This window comes from Rhodococcus sp. UNC23MFCrub1.1 (genome assembly GCF_000686025.1).
Taxonomy (GTDB): Bacteria; Actinomycetota; Actinomycetes; order Mycobacteriales; family Mycobacteriaceae; genus Rhodococcoides.
This window is the reverse complement of record NZ_JMLQ01000001.1, coordinates 286,472-304,041: the sequence shown is the minus strand read 5'-3', so window position 1 is coordinate 304,041 and position 17,570 is coordinate 286,472. Positions and strand designations below refer to the sequence as shown.

General features: G+C 67.7%; 15 protein-coding genes. 6 read left to right on the top strand and 9 right to left on the bottom strand.

Translation table 11 applies throughout. The annotated features are described in order from the left end of the window. The first annotated feature begins 41 nt into the window (after positions 1-41). Positions 42-1,088, top strand: coding sequence for a 4-hydroxy-3-methylbut-2-enyl diphosphate reductase (locus tag BR07_RS0101435; RefSeq protein WP_051612934.1), 1,047 nt, complete (start codon positions 42-44; stop codon positions 1,086-1,088). 19 nt (positions 1,089-1,107) lie between these two features. On the opposite strand, the gene BR07_RS22810 is transcribed toward BR07_RS0101435, so the two are convergent. Beyond that, positions 1,108-1,944, bottom strand: coding sequence for a DUF6542 domain-containing protein (locus tag BR07_RS22810; RefSeq protein WP_037183874.1), 837 nt, complete (start codon positions 1,942-1,944; stop codon positions 1,108-1,110). 20 nt (positions 1,945-1,964) lie between these two features. After that, entirely contained in the window at positions 1,965-3,143 is a 1,179-nt protein-coding gene (locus BR07_RS0101425; protein ID WP_027503918.1) for a DNA recombination protein RmuC, read from the bottom strand. 79 nt (positions 3,144-3,222) lie between these two features. Between BR07_RS0101425 and BR07_RS22805 the strand changes: the two genes are divergently transcribed. After that, positions 3,223-4,407, top strand: a complete 1,185-nt coding sequence (locus BR07_RS22805) for an exonuclease SbcCD subunit D (RefSeq protein ID WP_051612932.1) — start codon at positions 3,223-3,225, stop codon at positions 4,405-4,407. After that, complete coding sequence (locus BR07_RS0101415; protein ID WP_027503917.1) at positions 4,404-7,385, top strand: AAA family ATPase; 2,982 nt, start codon at positions 4,404-4,406, stop codon at positions 7,383-7,385. Before BR07_RS22805 ends, BR07_RS0101415 begins: the two co-directional genes overlap by 4 nt. Positions 7,386-7,389: 4 nt before the next feature. On the opposite strand, the gene BR07_RS22800 is transcribed toward BR07_RS0101415, so the two are convergent. From BR07_RS22800 to BR07_RS0101395, 4 genes are all read right to left on the bottom strand, one after another. Next, positions 7,390-8,685: an AI-2E family transporter gene (locus BR07_RS22800; protein WP_081821028.1), complete on the bottom strand. Its 1,296-nt coding sequence runs from the start codon at positions 8,683-8,685 to the stop codon at positions 7,390-7,392. A gap of 98 nt (positions 8,686-8,783) precedes the next feature. Beyond that, the gene (locus tag BR07_RS22795) at positions 8,784-9,695 is read right to left on the bottom strand and encodes a DNA-3-methyladenine glycosylase family protein (protein WP_051612931.1); all 912 of its coding nucleotides are present in this window, start codon (positions 9,693-9,695) and stop codon (positions 8,784-8,786) included. A 12-nt stretch (positions 9,696-9,707) separates the two neighbouring features. Beyond that, positions 9,708-9,899: a YbdD/YjiX family protein gene (locus BR07_RS0101400; protein WP_051612930.1), complete on the bottom strand. Its 192-nt coding sequence runs from the start codon at positions 9,897-9,899 to the stop codon at positions 9,708-9,710. Between the two features lies 1 nt (position 9,900). Further along, positions 9,901-12,174 (bottom strand): carbon starvation CstA family protein, encoded by a 2,274-nt coding sequence (locus BR07_RS0101395; RefSeq protein WP_027503915.1) that lies wholly within the window; start codon positions 12,172-12,174, stop codon positions 9,901-9,903. 199 nt (positions 12,175-12,373) lie between these two features. On the opposite strand from BR07_RS0101395, the gene BR07_RS0101390 reads away from it, so the two are divergent. The 3 genes from BR07_RS0101390 (at position 12,374) to BR07_RS0101380 (ending at position 15,113) form a co-directional block, all read left to right on the top strand. After that, the gene (locus BR07_RS0101390; protein ID WP_027503914.1) at positions 12,374-12,802 is read left to right on the top strand and encodes a CD225/dispanin family protein; all 429 of its coding nucleotides are present in this window, start codon (positions 12,374-12,376) and stop codon (positions 12,800-12,802) included. A 37-nt stretch (positions 12,803-12,839) separates the two neighbouring features. Then, entirely contained in the window at positions 12,840-13,919 is a 1,080-nt protein-coding gene (gene ychF / locus BR07_RS0101385) for a redox-regulated ATPase YchF (RefSeq protein WP_027503913.1), read from the top strand. Positions 13,920-14,114: 195 nt separating this feature from the next. Beyond that, positions 14,115-15,113, top strand: coding sequence for a PIN domain-containing protein (locus BR07_RS0101380; RefSeq protein ID WP_027503912.1), 999 nt, complete (start codon positions 14,115-14,117; stop codon positions 15,111-15,113). Positions 15,114-15,364: 251 nt separating this feature from the next. Here the strand turns inward: BR07_RS0101380 and BR07_RS22790 are convergent, their stop codons facing one another. Genes BR07_RS22790 through BR07_RS0101365 form a run of 3 tightly spaced genes read right to left on the bottom strand, consistent with a single transcriptional unit; the run spans position 15,365 to position 17,288 of the window. Then, on the bottom strand, positions 15,365-15,814 hold the full coding sequence (locus BR07_RS22790; RefSeq protein ID WP_051613043.1) for a hypothetical protein: 450 nt from the start codon (positions 15,812-15,814) through the stop codon (positions 15,365-15,367). Beyond that, the gene (locus tag BR07_RS0101370; protein ID WP_155956897.1) at positions 15,814-16,050 is read right to left on the bottom strand and encodes a hypothetical protein; all 237 of its coding nucleotides are present in this window, start codon (positions 16,048-16,050) and stop codon (positions 15,814-15,816) included. The genes BR07_RS22790 and BR07_RS0101370 overlap by 1 nt, the downstream gene beginning before the upstream one ends. Further along, positions 16,050-17,288 (bottom strand): hypothetical protein, encoded by a 1,239-nt coding sequence (locus tag BR07_RS0101365; protein ID WP_027503910.1) that lies wholly within the window; start codon positions 17,286-17,288, stop codon positions 16,050-16,052. The genes BR07_RS0101370 and BR07_RS0101365 overlap by 1 nt, the downstream gene beginning before the upstream one ends. Positions 17,289-17,570 lie beyond the last annotated feature (282 nt).

The window sequence follows — 17,570 nt, the reverse complement described above, 5'->3', positions numbered from 1 at the left end:
GCGGGAAGCGACGCCCACCCGACTACCCGTATCCTCGTGGTATGTCTTCGGCTCTTCCGGTGTCCTCGTCCTCCACCACCTCCTCCGCCATCCCGCTCGAGCTGGGTATCGCCCGGCCGGCGGTCACAGGTGAGGTCTACGACGGCCCGCTGCGCGTTCTGCTCGCCGAGCCGCGCGGGTACTGCGCCGGTGTGGATCGAGCGGTGGAGACGGTCGAGAAGGCGCTCGAGAAGCACGGCGCCCCGATCTACGTGCGCAAGGAGATCGTGCACAACCGCCACGTGGTGGAGACGCTGTCCGATCAGGGCGTCATCTTCGTGGACGAGACCGACGAGGTGCCGGACGGCGCACTGCTCGTGTTCTCCGCGCACGGTGTATCACCGGCGGTCCACGAGTCCGCGGCCGCCAAGAACCTGCGCACCATCGACGCGACGTGCCCACTGGTGACGAAGGTGCACCAGGAGGCCAAGCGGTTCGCTCGCGACGACTTCGACATCCTGCTCATCGGCCACGAGGGTCACGAGGAGGTCGAGGGCACCGCGGGCGAGGCCCCGGACCACGTGCAGGTCGTGGACGGGCCGGATTCCGTCGACGCCGTCACCGTCCGGGACGAGAACCGCGTCATCTGGTTGTCGCAGACCACGTTGAGTGTCGACGAGACCATGACGACTGTCGCGCGACTGCGGGAGAAGTTCCCCAACCTGCAGGATCCGCCCAGCGACGACATCTGCTACGCCACCCAGAACCGTCAGGTCGCCGTCAAGGCGATGGCGCCCGAATGCGACCTGGTGATCGTGGTGGGGTCGACGAACTCGTCGAACTCCGTCCGTCTGGTCGAGGTCGCGCTCGCCGCGGGCGCGCGCGCGAGCTACCTGGTCGACTACGCCAAGGACATCGATCTCGCCTGGCTCGAGGGCGTCCGCACGGTGGGCATCACGTCCGGCGCATCCGTGCCGGAGGTGCTGGTGCGTGGAGTGCTGGACCTGCTCGAGACACATGGCTTCGGCGACGTGAAGTCGGTGACGACGGCCAACGAGACGCTGGTCTTCGCGCTTCCTCGCGAGCTGCGGACCACCAGCCGGGTCTGAGCCGACCGCGGCCGGGAGATCAGTCCCGGTCGCGGTAGCGCACCCGTGGTGCGGGGTAAGGCGACAGATTCTCCGCACCGGTTCGCCGGGGTTCGTACGGCGGCGTGGGTTCGTACCGGGGGCGAGCTTCCCGTGGGCGACCGTTGTCGGAAGCCGTGACCTGGCCCTCGTAGGCGCGCGGGGCGGGCCGAGCAGCGCGTGACTCCTCGCGCGGTTGCGGTGCGGCGGGCCGTGCACGCCGGGTGCGGTCGTGTCGAGCGTCGGGTGCGTCCGTCCGCGGTTCCTGGCGGGTCCTGCGGCGTTCCTCCGCCCGTCCCGCCGTCTCGCGAGTGGCGGGACGTTCGGAGCGCGACCGTCGGGGTGCGGCGTCACGCGCTGCCGCGGCCGGTCGCGCTGTGCGCGCCGGCTTCCGGACCGGAGTGGGGCGACGATCGAGCGCAAGCCGGGCGCCACCGACGCCGAGGACCAACAGCGTGGTCAGCGCCATGAGCGGGAAGCGATCGACGAGCGGCACGGCGACGGTCAGGACGATGTCCTTGATCGAGGTGCCCGCTCCGTCGGTGAGGATCTGGTATGCGATGGGGACGCCGAGGAACATGATGAGCGGCGGCTGCACCATGGCGGTGAAGAGTCCACGATGGCGGACCGCGACCACGGCGATGAGTGCACCGAGCACGTACAGGACGGCGAACGTCGATCCCAGCTCGTCGCCACGCATGGCATCGACGAGAAAGCCCAGGACGGCTGCGCCCACTGCCACCGCGACGGCGCCCCATGCGGGGATTCCGGGTACCGACGGCACAGCGGAGCGCTGGTCGAGAGGCACTCCCGAGCGTGCGCGTTGGGGGGAAGACACACAGCGAGGTTAGCGTTGATTCAACGACTTGCGTCGTCGGCATGCCCGCGACACGTAGACGAGGTGCCCTCCATCGCAGTCGCGGTCATGGTTCGTGGCCGCTGGTCCACACTCGTGACCTGCGGCGGTTCGCCGTCGAAGAGGGACATCTCGTGCAGCTTGCGTGCTGTGACGAAGACGCGAGCGTCCAACGATCCCGCCGCCGCGTTGAACGAGTCCACGGCCTTGCCCAGCTGTGATCCCAAGCGATCCACGTGGGCTCCGACCGTGCCGAGGCGCTCGTACAGCTCACGGCCCAGCACACGCACGCGAGCGGCGTCCTCGGCCAGTGCGTCCTGTTTCCACGTGTAGGCGACGGTCCGCAGCAGGGCGATGAGAGTGGTCGGGGTGGCGAGCACCACGTTGCGGGAGAAGGCGTGTTCGAGCAGGCCGCGGTCGCGCGTCAGCGCGGCATCGAGGAACGGGTCGCCCGGAACGAAGAGGACGACGAATTCCGGCGACGGGTCGAACGCGTGCCAGTACTTCTTGTCGGCGAGCTGGTCGACGTGTGTGCGCAGGTGTTTGGCGTGGCGTTCGAGATGCCGATCGATGGTCTCGGGATCCTGCTCGGCGCTCGCGTCGAGGAAGGCGACCAGCGGAACCTTGGCGTCGACGACGATGCGCTTGCCACCGGCGAGCTTGACCACCAGATCGGGGCGCACGCCGGGTGCGGCGACCTGGGTGTCGAAGTCGCAGTGGCGCGTCATGCCGGCCAGCTCCACGACCCGCTCGAGCTGGATCTCGCCCCACCGGCCACGAATCTGTGGCGCCCGCAGCGCGGTGACGAGCTGGTCCGTCTGCGACGCCAACTGCCGCGAGGCGCGGTGCATCCCGGCGACCTGCTCGGTCAGTCCCGCGTATGCGTGAACACGGTCGCGCTCGACGAGCCGTACGTGTTCCTCGAGTGCGTCGACCGCCTCCCGCAGCGGGTCGACCAGGTGGGAGACCTGTTGACCGATGGCGCCGGAGTGGCGCCGCGCGGAGTCCTCGTTGAGCAGCGACAACGACCGCCGCAGCGTCTCCTCGTTGTCCGCGGAGACCGCGAGCCGCTCACCCGCACGGGCGAGTTCGACGTCGCCGCGTGCGGCCCGCAACCACCAGCCCAACCCCAGGCCGACGAGAAGGGTGACGAGAGTGGTCACGGCAGTGAGGGCGGTCATGAGGCTCACTATGAACCGGGGTACCGACACACCTTCGGCCCGAGCGTCTTTGTCGTAGGTCTCCGTTAGCGTCGGCGACATGAGAATCCTGCACACCTCGGACTGGCACATCGGGCGCACCTTCCACGGTGTCGACCTGCTGGCCGATCAGCGTCGTGCTCTGGAGGCTCTCGCCACCGTCGTCCGAGAACAGAGTGTGGACGTCGTCGTGGTCCCCGGGGACATCTACGACCGTGCGGTGCCCAATGCGGACGCGGTCCGGCTGTGCAACAAGGCATTCGAGGCCATCCGCGACGCGGGGGCCGTCATCGTCGCCACGTCGGGCAATCACGACTCGCCCGCCCGGCTCGGTGCCGGGTCGGCGTTCTCCGCTGCCGGCGGTCTGCATCTGTTCACCACCGTCGACGCCGTCGACCGACCGGTCGTGCTGGCGGACGAGCACGGTGACGTGGCGTTCTACGGCATTCCGTACCTCGAGCCGGACGCCACCCGCGCCGAGCTCGGGGTACCCGGCGCTCGTTCGCACGCCGCGGTGCTGCAGGCGGCGATGGGCCGCATCGCGGCCGATCTGGCGACGCGGCACTCGTCGGTCCGCTCGGTGGTGCTGGCCCATGCCTTCGTGATCGGCGGCGAGGGTACGGGTTCCGAGCGTTCGATCTCCGTCGGTGGCGTCGAGACCGTGCCGGCCTCGATCTTCGGCGGTATCGACTACGTCGCGCTGGGCCACCTGCACTCTCCGCAGACCATCGACGACCACATCCGGTACTCGGGATCGCCGCTGCCGTACTCGTTCGGCGAGCGTTCGCATCGCAAGGCTGCGTGGCTCGTCGACATCGACGGCTCGGGTGGCCGCGTCGTCACGCGCGTCGATCTGCCGGTGGTGCGGGGCCTGTCCGTCCTGGAGGGAACGCTCGAGGAGCTCTGCACGGAGAACCGGTTCGACTCCGCGACAGAGCATTACGTCTCCGCTGTGCTCACCGATGCGGTGCGGCCCGTCGACGCGATGCGCCGTCTGCAGGAGCGTTTCCCGCACGCGGTGCACCTCGAGTGGAAGCGCCCGGCCGGTGTCGATTCCGGGAGCTACCGCGAGAAGGTGCAGGGTAGGTCGGACCGTGAGGTGCTCAGCAGCTTCCTCGCGGACGTGCGCAGCGCGCCCTCGTCGTCCGAGGTCGAGCTGCTCGATCGTGCGGTCGAGAACGTCACGGGTCAGCGGGATTCGACGTCCGCATCGCCCGTCGAGCACGAGTGGGTGCGCTCGGCGTGAGACTGCATGCGTTGTCGGTCACCGCGTTCGGGCCGTTCGGCGGCACGGTCGACGTCGACTTCGACGATCTCGGGGCCGACGGCCTCTTCCTCCTGCACGGCCCCACCGGAGCGGGAAAGACGTCCGTTCTCGATGCCATCGCCTTCGCTCTCTACGGCGTTCTCCCCGGCTCGCGCCGAGAGAGTCGACGCCTGTTGTCGGATCACGCTGCGCCGGGTGTGGTTCCGCGCGTCGAACTCGACGCGACGTTGGGTGGCCGCCGCCTCACCATCGTCCGGCAGCCGGAGTTCCTGCGCCCCAAGCGGCGCGGGGTGGGAACCACGAAACAGAACGCCAAGGCGACGCTGACGTGGCACGACGGCCGGGGCGAGAACCTGACGCGCATCGACGAGATCGCGCTCGAGGTCGAGCGCCTGCTCGGCATGCGGGTGGACCAGTTCTTCCAGGTCGTCCTGCTGCCGCAGGGGGACTTCGCGCGGTTCCTGCGGGCGCGCAACGAAGAACGGGGTGCGCTGCTCGAGCAGTTGTTCGACACCGATCGGTTCCGCGACATCGAGACGTGGTTCCAGGATCAGCGTCGCGCCAGCGCGGAGCGTCTCGCCGGGCGATCGGAGTCCGTCGACAGACTGGCTGCCCAGGTGGCCACCGCCGCCGGCGTGGACCTCTTCACGGGCACCGACGTGGTGGAGTGGGGGACCGATCTTCTGGGCGGTGCCCGAGAGCTGGCCCGTGGGCGCACAGAGCATCTGCGGACAGCGCGCGCCGAACACGCAGCGTCTCGTGAGACCGCTCGGATCGCGCACCGCCGCCGGGAGGCACGCGAACGGGGGGCCGCGGCAGCAGCGCGACTCACGGTGCTGGCGGACGGCGACGCCGAGCGCGCGCAGCAGATCGCTGAGCTGGACCGTGCGCGGCGGGCGCTGCCGGTGCGCGATCGCGCCGTCACCCTCGACCAGCACCGTCAGCGCGCGACCGCCGCCGCCGCGACGATGCGGCGCCGGGAGCGGGCGGCTGCCGAGACCGAGGCCGCCGTGCTGGTCGGGACGTTGTCGTGGCCGCCCCGTCCTGCCGATGCGGAGGTGCTCGATGCCGCGGTGCACCGGTGGAGCGGCGAGTGCGCGGTGCTGGACAGTGTCGCCGGCGACGAGTCCGATCGAAGGACGGCGGTGGCCGATCGGGAACGCGCCGTCGCCCGGGTGCGCGGTCTGGAGACGGACCTGCGGGCGGTACGGGTACGTCTCGACGCGGTGCCCGAGGAGCGCGCGGCACTGGACGCCGAGCATCGAGTAGCCGTCGCGGCTCGTGCGGGTCTCGCCGGCCTGGAGGCGCGGCATCACGGCGCCGAGGACGCGGCACGCGCACACGTCGAGTGGGCTCGCGAGTCCGAGCGCCTCGCGGCGGCCGTGACGACGGCCGAGCGTGCCCGGACCCGCTACGACGATCTGCGCACGGAATGGTTGGACTTGCGGGAACGCCGTCTCGAGGGGATGTCCGCGGAGCTCGCGGCGGGACTCGAGGACGGCGCCCCGTGCGGAGTCTGCGGCGCGACGGAACATCCGGCGCCCGCATCTCCGACCGCGGGGCGGGTGTCCCGGGACGACGAGAACCGCGCGGGACAGCGGGTCGGTGCAGCCGAGGCGGAACGCACCACGGCGGACGCCGCGGTGCAGCGCTGCCGACAGCGTGTGGACGAGCTCGCGACCCGGTGCGCGGATCGCACCGCAGCGGAACTCGCGGCCGAACTGGACGCGGCCACGACGGCACTGGCGGAGGCGCGGCGTGCCGCGGATCGTCTCGCGGCGATCGACACCTCGCTGGCGGCGCTGGACGAGGAGACCGCAGGTCTGCGGGTGCGGGCCGATGCGATCACGACCGAACTGGGCGTCACTCGCGGGCGTAGGGAGGCGCTGGAGACTCGGATCGCGGAGGCCACCGCGCGCATCACGGCCGCCGTGGGGACGACGTCCACCGTGGCGGAACGGCGTGCCGCACTCGACGCGGCCATCGCAGCCGCGGTGGCGTGGCGCGACGCTCGCCGCGACGCCGACTCGGCCGATCAGGCGGTGATGCGGCTCGAGACCGACCTGGTGGAGTGCGCGCGCGAGCACGGATTCACCGAGGTCACCGACGCTCTGGCGGCGGTCCGTGACAGGGCCCGGTGCGCGGTGCTGGAGAACGCCGTTCTCGACGCCGAGAAGCAGCGCTCCGCGGCTGCGGCCGTGCTCGCGGAGCCGGACGTGGCGGAGGCGATGGTGGGGGAGACCGTCGACACCGCTGCCGTCGATGCGGAGGAGATCCGACTGCGGGGGTTGCTGGACGAGGCCATCGCCTCGGCCGGAGACGCCGACAGTCGGCTACGCATGCTCGAGGACCTCGTCGCCCAACTGTGGGCCGCTGCGGACCGTCTGGGACCTGCCCACCTCGAGCACGCGGAACTCGAGCAGCTGGCGGAGGTGGTGGCCGGCAAGGGCGCCAACGCGCGCCGGATGTCGCTGCGGTCCTACGTGCTGGCCGCGAGGCTTGAGGACGTCGCCACTGCGGCATCCGTGCGCTTCCGGTTGATGTCGCAGGGCCGGTTCGAGTTCGTGCACTCCGACGACGTGGGCCCCCGAGGCACCCGCGGCGGGCTGGGTCTCGACGTACGCGACGACTACACCGGGGTGGTCCGGTCGGCGGGCACCCTGTCGGGCGGCGAGGCGTTCTGCGCGTCGCTCGCGCTCGCGTTGGGTCTCGCCGACGTCGTCGCGGCCGAGGCGGGCGGCATCACCCTGGACACGATGTTCATCGACGAGGGGTTCGGAAGCCTCGACTCGGGATCACTGGACGCCGTCATGGGAGTCCTCGACGAACTCCGGTCCGGTGGGCGCACGGTGGGCATCGTCAGTCACGTCGACGAGATCCGTGACCGGGTCCCCTCACGCCTCGAGGTGATCCGCGAACGTCACGGATCCACGGTACGAGTGCACGCGGGAGTGTGACCGCTCAGTCGTCCTTCTTCTCGTCGTCGTCGTGCGTGTCGACGTCGATCGGAGTCGGTGCCACGTCGTCGGACTGGTCCGAGGGCGCCGGCGCGTATCGGGTCTTCTCGTCGTGGACGACGACGGGCGCGTCGTCACCGGGTGTGCCGAGATCGTCGTGGATGCGTTCGGCGATGTCGTTCGCGCCGGGATCCTCGTCGGACCGAAGTTCGATCTGCTCGTTGATGTAGCGCAGCAGCACCGCGGTGGCCGCAGCGACCGGGACCGCGAGGAACGCCCCGATGATGCCGAAGATGGAACCGCCGGCGGTGACGGCCAGCAGCACGATCGCGGCATGCAGGTTCATCGACTTGCTCTGCAAGATCGGCTGCAGGACATTGCCTTCGATCTGCTGCACGGCCAGGATGATCGCCAGGACGATGACCGCGGTGGTGAACCCGTTGGCCACCAGCGCGACCAGGACGGCGAGGGCACCGGCGACGAAGGCACCCACGATGGGGATGAAGCCACCGAGGAAGGTGAGCGTCATCAGCACCGGGGTCAGCGGCACGCCGAGGATCACCAGGCCGATGCCGATGAAGATCGCGTCGATCGCGCTGACGATGGCCTGGGTACGGATGAAGCCACCCAGGGTGTCCCACACTCGTCGGAGTACCTCGGCGAGATGACCACCGGCCTTGCGTCCGGCCAGTCCGTGCAGCCAGGGGAGGAAGCGCGGGCCGTCCTTGATGAAGAAGAAGCTCAGGACGAGCACCAGACCGAGCGTGACCAGGATCGACCCGGCGGTGGCGACGCCGGCGAAGACGCCCGAGGCGATCGCCGTGCCGCTGTCCTGCAGCTGCGTGACGATGGCTTCGACGGCGCTGTCGATCTGCTCGTCGTCCAGATTGATGGGCGGGCCCTCGAGCCACTCCTGGACCTGCGAGACGCCGAGGGTGGCGCTGTCTGCGAGATCGGGAGCCTGGCTGATGACGGAGGGGACGATGAACGCGACCACACCGGCGAGTACCGCGAGGAAGCCGAGGAGTGTGGTCAGTGCGGCGAGCGCGGGCGGAAAGCCGATGCGGCGCAGCAGCCTGGTGGGCGGCCAGAGCACCGTCGCGACCACCAGTGCCAGCAGAACCGGGAGCATGATCACCCACAGCTGGCCGACCAGCCAGCCGGCGATCCACAGCGCTGCCGAGACGACGAGGAGCACGGCCGACCACTTGGCCAGCCAGAGTCCACCGGCGCCGAACAGGTCGCTGCGATCACGGCCCGACGCGGAGCCTGCGGAAGTGGTGGGCGCGTTCTCGCTCACGTGTGTCCTCTCGTCTGACGATGATGCGGCGAACGCAGAGTCGAACGCGCTGTGACTGTACCCGGGAAGCCGATTCCGCACGCATGGCGACGGAGGGACTACCCGATGGTGAGCCCGCGGGCGAGAAGGGCAGTACGCCACAGGTGCATGGAGGCGTAGGACCGCCACGGTGACCAGTGGGCGGTGTCCGACAGATCGATGTCGAGGAGGGCCGCGCCCTGCCGGACCACCAGGTCGGTGTCGAGCAGCACGTCGGGGTCGCCCAGCAACCGCATCGACACGTAGCGGGCGGTCCACGGGCCGACACCGCGCAGCGCCAGCAGTGCACGCTCCTGGGTGGCCGCGTCGCCGTCGTGGCGCACGTCCACGGCGCCCGATGCCAGAGCGTCGGCCGTCGACGCGATCGCGGCGACCCGCCGCGCCGGACCGGTGAGGATCTCGGTGCCGCGTGTGGCCACGGCCTCGGGAGTGGGGAACAGGCGAGTGATGCCGTGGTCGGCTTCGCCCTCGTCGTCGCCCACCGGATCCCCGAGGGCCGCGACGAGCCGGGCGGTGTGCGTGGCCGCGGCACCGAGCGAGATCTGCTGACCGATCATCGTGCGAAGGAGCACCTCCGCGGCATCGAACGCCCCGGGAACGCGGATCCCCGGGGCCGCGGCCACCGACGCGGTGAGCGCAGGATCTGCCGCGAGCGCAGCGTCGACGGGAGCCGCGTCGACGTCCAGGGCCAGTACCTGCCGCACTCGGGACAGCGCGGTGGGGACGTCCGACGCGTCCCGGGCTCGCGTCTCCACCCGGACGACTCCCGCGCCGCCGTCACCCGGGACGAACCGGCACGTGACGACTGCGGGGCCGTGATCGAGGCGCAGAGCCCGGCGGTAGACGCCGTCCGTGAAGGTCTCCATGCCCGGAACCGCGTGACCCGCCAGGAACCACCGCATCCACCCCGTGTCGTACGGAGCGGAGTACGGCAGCTCGGAGGTGTCGAGGGTCCAGCGCGGCGACGTCACCCCGTCATGATCTCAGCAGCAGCGTGCGCCCGGATTCGCGTCCGCCTCCGCATGACGTGCCTTCCAGTACTCGCGCTCGGACGGCACCGGGTGCCCGGGATGGACTCGGTTCCGGTGCTCGACGAAACGCTCGTAGTCGTGATCACCCATGACGGAGGTGATCCACCACGTCGCGGCGCGAACGGACTTCAGGACGGCGTTCATGTCAGTGGCCCGTTCCCGGCCGGCGCACCGTGCCGTCCGCGATGAGCACGTCCCATTCCGCCTGCACCGACTTCTCCGCCTCGGTGGGGAGGAAACCGCTGGGCGCGAACAGCTTCGACGGTACGTCCGCCTCCTCGCTGCTGGGCAGTCCACCGGCGCGGATCGCCTTGAAGCAGACGGCGAATCCGGCGAGTGCGACGATGAGGACGAGTACCGCGAAGACGATGGACAGCGTGCCCTGGATGAAGGTGTTGCGGATGACGGCGTCGATGGCCTCCGGTGTGGCGGCGGACCGGAACTCGGTGAGGCCCTGCGACTTCGCTTCCCTGAAGTCGCTGTGCTGCGCCCAGTAGCCGATGGCCGGAACGTCGGAGAAGATCTTCTGGTACGACGCCGTCATGGTGACCACGAGATCGAAGGCCAGCGGCAGCGCGGGGATCCAGGCCCACTTCAGCAGACCCTTCTTCACCACGACGGTCAGGACGACCGTGAGCGCGATGGCGGCCAGCAACTGGTTCGCGATGCCGAACAGCGGGAAGAGCGTGTTGATGCCGCCCAGCGGATCGGTGACGCCCATGAGCAGGATGGCGCCCCAGGCCGCGACGACGATGACCGAGCAGATCCAGGCACCGACGCGCCACGACGGATCGCGGAATTTCTTCGCGCCGCCACCGAGATTGCCGAGCGAGTCCGACAGCATGAAGCGGGCGACACGCGTGCCTGCGTCGACGGTGGTGAGGATGAACAGCGCCTCGAACATGATCGCGAAGTGGTACCAGAACGACTTCAGGCTCTCGCCGCCGAAGACCTGGTGCAGCACCTCGGACATGCCGAACGCGAGCGTGGGGGCGCCGCCGGTGCGCGAGATGATCGACTCCTCGCCGACGTCCGTCGCGGCCTGCGACAGCTCGGCTGCGCTGACGTCCCCGCCCGACAGTCCGAGCCCGTTGACGTACGCCGCGGCGGTCTCGGGTGTTCCGCCGGTGAGTGCGGTCGGTGCGTTGAGCGCGAAGTAGATGTGCTGATCGAGGATGCAGGCGGTGACCAGAGCCATGATGGCGACGAAGGACTCGGTGAGCATGCCGCCGTAGCCGATCATCCGCATCTGCTTCTCCTTCTCGAGAAGCTTCGGCGTGGTGCCCGAGGAGATCAGCGCGTGGAAACCGGAGAGCGCGCCGCAGGCGATGGTGATGAAGAGGAACGGGAAGAGCGATCCGGAGAACGCGGGTCCGTTGCCCTCGCTGGCGAACGACGTCATGTCCGGCATCTGCAGGACGGGTCGAGCGATGAGGATGCCGACGGCGAGCAGCACGATGGTGCCGATCTTCATGAACGTCGACAGGTAGTCACGCGGGGCGAGCAGCAGCCACACGGGGAGGATCGACGCGGCGAGACCGTAGGCGATGAGCAACCACGCGACGGTGACCTTGGACAGCGTGAACCAGTCGGCGCCCCATTCGGTCTCGGCGACCCAGCCGCCGGAGATGATGGCGAGCAGCAGCAGGACGACGCCGATGAGGGAGACCTCGGAGACCTTGCCCGGGCGAAGGTACCGCAGATAGACGCCCATGAAGAGGGCGATGGGAATGGTCAGTGCGATGGAGAAGACGCCCCACGGGCTCTCGGCGAGTGCGTTCACGACGACGAGTGCGAGCACCGCGATGATGATGATCATGATGACGAAGACGCCGATGAGGGCGGCGACACCGCCGACCACGCCGAGCTCCTCGCGGGCCATCTGACCGAGGCTGCGGCCGCGTCGGCGGGTCGAGATCCAGAGCACCAGGAAGTCCTGCACCGCGCCGGCGAAGACGACGCCGATGATGATCCACATGGTGCCGGGCAGATATCCCATCTGCGCGGCGAGGACGGGACCGACGAGGGGACCGGCGCCCGCGATCGCGGCGAAGTGGTGGCCGAACAGCACCCGACGGTCCGTCGGCATGTAGTCCTTGCCGTTCTCCAGGATCTCGGCGGGTGTGGCCCGATCGTCCCGCGGATGGACGATGCGGTTCTCGATGAGGCGTGCGTAGAACCGGAACGCGAAGATATAGGTGCAGACCGCCGCGACGACGAACCACACCGCGTTGACCTGCTCGCCGCGGATCACGGCGATCACGGTCCAGGCGACAGCGCCCAGCAGACCGATGATGACGAAGACGATGCGTTTGGGCACCGTCATCGGTGAGCGGTCGACGACGCCCACGGGGGGAAGGTCGTCGTCGGTCTTGAGGAACTCGACGTGCGAGTTCCCCCTGTCGGACACGGCAGTCATCTGCGGGCTCCTGGCATGCGGTGGAGGGGCGGCGATCATCGTGTGATCGCAGTCACTGTAAGCAGACCGACCGACATTTCGTGCGGTTGTGAGCCTGGCGTGTGCGGATCATTGCGCCGAGCGGTCCGGGACCGTCGCCGAACGTCACGACATGACAACGAGACCCCACTCGCGCGCCCCGACTGCCTACGATGCTCGTGTGTCAGACCACCCCGAGTACCCGCAGCAGCCGTACACCGGTTCGTCGTACGAGCCCGACCTGACGAAGGGGCCGACGGACACCGGAGCGTTCCCGACCAGCGGAGCCTTCCCACAGCAGCCCCCCAGTTATCCCCAGCAGCAGTACGGTCCGCCGCCGCTGCCGCCGACCAACGCCGGCTGGGCCGCCGCCGCGCTGATCTTCTTCTGGCCGCTGGCGTTCTCGGCGTTCAACCACTCGAGCTCGGTGTTCCCGCGGTGGTCGCTGGGCGACTATCAGGGTGCGCACTACGCGTCGGAACGCACGAAGCAGCTGGGCAAGTACTCGCTCTACATCTTCGTGGGGCTCTTCGCGCTGTTCATCCTCTTCTACGTGCTGCTCATCGCCTTCGCGATCTCGGCGGGATCGGGCACCGACTACACGTACTGACAGGGCGGTCGGGGGCGGCACGTAGACTCTCCTCCCTGTGAGCCTCACCCTCGGAATCGTCGGACTGCCCAACGTCGGCAAGTCCACCCTCTTCAACGCACTGACCAACAACGACGTGCTGGCGGCGAACTATCCGTTCGCCACCATCGAGCCGAACGAGGGCGTCGTCCCGTTGCCGGATCCGCGGCTGAACGAGCTGGCCAAGATCTTCGGTTCCGAGAAGATCCTTCCGGCGCCCGTCACGTTCGTCGACATCGCCGGCATCGTGAAGGGCGCGTCCGAGGGCGCCGGCCTGGGCAACAAGTTCCTCGCGAACATTCGTGAGGCCGACGCCATCTGCCAGGTCGTGCGCGTGTTCGCCGACGACGACGTGGTGCACGTCGACGGCAAGGTCGATCCGGCCGCCGACATCGAGGTCATCGAGACCGAGCTGATCATCGCGGACATGCAGACCCTCGAGAAGGCGATCCCGCGTCTCGAGAAGGAAGTTCGCACGCAGAAGGATCGCGCGCCGATGGTCGCCGCGGCCAAGGAAGCGCAGACGATCCTCGACAGCGGCACGACGCTGTACTCGGTGAAGGACACGTTCGACGCGTCGTCATTGCGTGAGCTCAATCTGCTCACCACCAAGCCGTTCCTCTACGTCTTCAACGCAGACGAGTCGGTGCTCACCGACGACGCGAAGGTCGCCGAGCTGAAGGCTGCTGTCGCACCCGCCGACGCCGTGTTCCTCGACGCCAAGATCGAGTCCGAGCTCGTCGAACTCGACGACGAATCCGCGATGGAGCTGCTCGAGAGCATCGGCCAGACCGAGCCCGGCCTGCACGCTCTGGCTCGCGCCGGCTTCCACACCCTCGGACTGCAGACCTACCTCACGGCGGGGCCGAAGGAGTCCCGCGCGTGGACCATCCATCAGGGCGACACCGCACCCCAGGCCGCCGGTGTCATCCACACCGACTTCGAGAAGGGCTTCATCAAGGCGGAGGTCGTGTCCTACGACGACCTCGTCGCCGCCGGATCCATGGCCGCCGCCAAGTCGGCCGGCAAGGTCCGCATCGAGGGCAAGGAATACGTCATGGCCGACGGGGATGTGGTGGAGTTCCGCTTCAACGTGTAACAAGAAGCGTCCGGGCGCTATATCCGCAGGTGGCAACTGCACGTAATCCGTAGAAAGCCCAGTTCAGCGTGGGTGCTTGTTGGTACCGTGCGCGGACCGCATGCGGTGCGTGCCGCAACCGTGTTGGGACCGCGATGGGGCTACTGCGGGGCTAGATTGCCGAACGGCGAAGCGCGCTTTGCATAGAATCGGCTCGTGCTGAAATTGCTTGTAGACACCTCAACTTGGCTGGACTTGGCGAAGAGACGCGACGGCCAAAAAACGATCTACACGGTGACAGAACTAGTGCGTGATGGTGAATTGGAACTGCTGGTTCCACCGGTTGTTCTTGAGGAGTTCGCGAGGAACCGTCCGAGGGTCGAGGCCTCAATCACCACCAGCTTGGCCGACAGGTTGCGATCCCTACGCAGGGAAGTTAGAGATTTCGGCGGAGACGCACACGCAGAGACCCGCGATGCGCTCGACGAACTAGCTCACCACGCACCCCTCATTGGCGCAATGACAACTCGTAACTTTGACGAGATAGAAGCCTTGTTGAAGGCGGGTAAGCAGCTCGAACCCACCGATGCCGAGCGAGTAAGCGTTGTCCAACGCGGTCTTGAGAAGCGCGCCCCGCTGCACAGGAACAAGAACAGTGTTGCCGACGCGCTGATCCTGGAGGGGTACGCGACTTCAGCAGCAAATGCTGATCTATCCGAAGACCCTCATTTCTTCATCACGACGAACCACGAGGATTTCTCAAGTGAAAGCGGCGATCGTCGCGACCCCCACCCAGACCTCGCGGAGCTATTCGAGGTGAATGGATCCGACTACAGACTTGGGGTTGACGGTCTATTCGGGGCACTTGAGGAGTATTTCGGTGTCGACTATTTGTCCGATATTAATCAGCATTTGGATTTCCTTGAGGATCCACGGCGGCTGGACGAAATACTCGCAGCGGAAAACGATCTCTTCGACCGCGTGTGGTACCACCGGAGCCTCCAGTCCGACATTAGAGCCAAGCGGGACGGCGACACGATCGAGCTGGAACGAGTGCGGGAAATTGCCGGACCAGCCCGACTGCGCATCGAACAGAAATTCGCAGGTCAGGACCTTCTTGGGCCGTACAGCGATTTCGAATTGGGGATGCTCAACGGGAAGCTCTCGGCCCTAAGGTGGGTCTTGGGTAGCGAGTGGGACTTCCTGGATACATAGCCCTCATGGGTAATTGCTCAGCACATACACGTCGACCCTCGGGCTGAAGGTAGGCCCGAGGGTCTTCGCGGACGGCCGAAAGGCGGCGACCGTCTTCCCCGAGCTGGGAGCGTGGCTTCTCCTAGGCGCTCGGGGCCGATGTGGTGGCGCTGGCAGCTACCGCACTTGCGCCAGAGGCTGGTCGTTGGTGGCTGAGCGTCGCCACATCGGACGTGTGCGGCACCGCCGCCCACTGGGCCGCATGTGGCCGGTCAGCGCCGCACACGCTTACCGGCGGCGGTCGCACTGGTCGGCGTGCGCATCGTCTTGGACCCTGCCGTGGCCCGCTTAGCGCTCGCCGAAGAAGACGAGGGAGCCGAATTCGGCTTGACCGTGACCGTGAGCGTCTTTGCGGGCTTGTTTAACTTCGGCTTGACGTCGAGCAGACGGTCGGGCTTGCCGTGATATCCGACAATTCCCTTGACGACCGCGCCGCGTCCAGCGGGGCTGCGGAACTCCGCGCCGACCTTGACGCCCTTGTACGCCCCGCCCTGGCCGACTTCGAGGTTCTTCTCGAAGCTGCCCTTGACGTAGGACCGCCGGACTTTCTTGGTGGCTTTCCGGCCGGACGCTTTGGTGGCCGACTTGACGGCACGGGCAGCCGAGCCAGCGGTCTTTGCGAACTGCCCGTTTCTCTTCCGCTTGAATTGCCGGACGGCCATCACGCGTCGCCGGTCTCGCCGGCCGACCGCTCGGCGATCAGGTCCGAGACCGCAGTCAGTTCGTCGGGCACCTTCATGCGCGGAGACAGACCGTGGTATCGCCCACCGTCGACAACAGGTGCACGCTCCAGACCCTTGGGCGTCAGACCGGGGCCGTGGCTGAACTCGGATTCACCCGGAGCGTCCCGCCGCCCGTACGAAGGCACGCCGGGCGGCGGAGCCGAGTCCCGCGCCATCAGGACCACGCCCAGTTCGGCGGTGTGTAGGTGTTGCTGGTCGTCACTTGCAGAACGGCAGCGGCCCCACGGTGCCGGGTCCCGCAACCTACGCCTCGGCTGAAGTAGGACTCAACCAGGGGGCTGACTCCCACCGAGCCGGGCAGGATGCGCAGTCCCCGGTACTCCGGGGAGACATGCTCGCGCACGGCCAACGGTGAGAGCGAACTTCCAAGACCGGAGCTCGCGACACACGCGACGTATCCGACCGGCAGTAGGTGATCGGCGACGATCCACGACGGGCCGAAGCTTCCAGCGACTGGGAGGCCGCCGTATTCGCCCGGCGCAATCTTGCCTACGACGTTCTCGTCTGTTAGGTACGCCGGGGCGGTCGCGCTCTGGATGAAGTCGTACTTGGGCAGCACGTCTACGGACTCGCCCGCCATGCGCGGGCGGGACGGTACGCCCCGCCGGAACGTGCTGATCTGATCGAGCTCGCTCGGGTTGCACAGAATGATCAGCTGAGAACCCTGCGAGACGCCGTAGCCCTTGGATGTGACTGCCTGAATCAGCTGCTCGAGATCGCCGGAGTCGAGCACCGGGGCACCGCTGGCGAGCATGTGGCTGGTCTGCGTGGGATGCACCATTCCGGCATAGGGAGGCGGCGTGTAGCCGTCCAATCCTGTCCACAGCGGAAAAACTTTGTGGCCGAATTCATTGAATGACGAAGAATTGTCGAATAAACGGCGCAGCACCAGGCCATTAACGAGCCTATTATCTGCCTCGGCAATTTCTACAAGATGGGCTCGAACATGCTCCGCAGTCGCATCGCGCAGGAAAAATTTCGTAAATCGGGTCGCCTTGTCGTAATCTTGGAACGTGTAACCCATCATCAACGGCTCAATTTTGCTACGCGCCGCCGTCGGCACTCCGAATTCCGATGCGCGTTCGAAATTGGTGCCGTGAGGCGTCTGAACAATGGCGTCGGCAATGGAAGTCGTCTTGTACGAGACAAGTGCGGCCAACTTCGAACGCTTCTCGTTCAGCGCCGACGTGAACGCATTCGCCTCGTCCCAGAGCGTCGTCAGCGGGACACCGTCGAGCGTCTTCGCAGACCGAACGTCGGCGTAGTTGTAGTAGCCGCCGGGGTCGCTGCCGAAGATCGGCGCGAGGTAAGAAGCAGGGACGCGGCCAGGGCCGGTGGTCCACGGATCGGGCCGGTGGAAGACGGGACGGCTGAGCGGTCGAGTAGTGGTCACTTGTTACTCCATCAGTGCGAGGCGGGTGCTGGTTCCTCCTCCGCACAACGGAGCGAGGGTGGCCTCTGGCCTGATGGGTCCGGTGACCCGTCCGGTGTACCTCCGGGGCGCGCAACGCCGATGCCTGAGGTACGCCTACCAATGTACTACTTCGTTTTGCTTGCAAACCGGGTCGGAATGCGCGGTTGACCGACGCTGCTGCGCGGCACCTTGCGGCAATTGCGTGGTTGTGTAAAGTTGGCATTGCCCCGGCAGTGGGGCACCCACGGCTTAGGCCGAGGA